The organism is Corynebacterium tuscaniense DNF00037, from assembly GCF_000759055.1.
Lineage (GTDB): Bacteria > Actinomycetota > Actinomycetes > Mycobacteriales > Mycobacteriaceae > Corynebacterium > Corynebacterium tuscaniense.
In genome coordinates, this window is record NZ_JRNG01000032.1 from 1 (window position 1) to 1,141 (window position 1,141).

At 51.4% G+C, this 1,141-nt stretch carries 2 protein-coding genes; both read right to left on the minus strand.

Annotated features, from left to right (window positions below):
• Positions 1-393 (minus strand): hypothetical protein (locus tag HMPREF2129_RS07650; protein ID WP_034665047.1); only part of this gene is annotated, 393 nt, incomplete at its 3' end.
• A 450-nt stretch (positions 394-843) separates the two neighbouring features.
• Positions 844-1,141 (minus strand): hypothetical protein (locus tag HMPREF2129_RS11145; RefSeq protein ID WP_034665050.1); only part of this gene is annotated, 298 nt, incomplete at its 5' end.

Sequence of the window (1,141 nt, forward strand, 5' to 3'; positions counted from 1 at the left end):
GAAGCAACGCGCCGTAATCGTAATGCTCGATGAACGCGAATCCGACGGTCCGAATGAGCTACCCGAAGTGGACAAACCCGCAAGCTCAGAGGACTTCCTAGGTTCGGAGGAATCAGACGGCTCAGAGGAACCAGAAGACTCTGAGGAAGCAGATGGCTCAGACGATTCTGCCGGTCCACTTCCGGGTGTGTCCGGTACCTCAGTATCGGGTCCCTTCTCATCTACGATTTCAATGTCGGTCTCCTGCGTAACCTCGACCGTGGACGGTGTTGCCGAGGCCTCAGAACTGAAGGGGCCAACCACATTAACTGCCCCCAATGCCAAAGAGACAACAGATGCAGCAGCGATCCATTTACGGGTAGTCGGGCGCACGCCCTGGGTTGATGTAGCCATAATTACTCCTTTTAACTTTTCTTTAACTTTTATGCACCACACATGGGAGCCTCATCACGGATATCTATATTCACTGTGCCAAATAATTACTCGCTTAGCCAACTATTAAGCGAAAAAGGCCCAGATTACTGCACAAAGAAAAAGCGCGACAAGCCCGGCTGATCACACTCAGATCTCAAAAGGGTTGGTCACTGCTGGTGCCTGCACAATCTCCAGTGACACACATCAAACAGAATCTTTTTATGAGGTTTGCCACTCCCAATTAATATAGAACTCTAAGGACAAAGTAAGCAAGGCTTTCGTTCGATGTGCCCGCCGGTGCACATTGTCTGCGCACATACTAAAGCTCCCCGTTAGTTCGGGCCTGATCTCTCAGTCCAGCTAACGGGGAGCACCAGTACGTAGATCGGGAATGATCCCGCCTTACTGATCAGTTCCTAGAGCGACTTCTCATTCTTCAGATGATCCACCGCCTTTGATGGAGGTCTTCGCCTCTCCGAGAGGGCTACCACACCAGTCATACAACACCGCACCAGCAGCAACCAACGCCAAAATCACACCAGCAGCCCGACCCAACTTCTGCACCATCGGATCATTCACAAACCCCTGCAACTGACCATTGGCCTCACTCACACGACGAACAACCTCATTAAACTGCGGATTCTCATACCCTGCATGCCCACGCCCAACATCAGGGATGTGACGACCAATCTCACCCTGAATCTGAGCATTCAAACCATCCAACTGA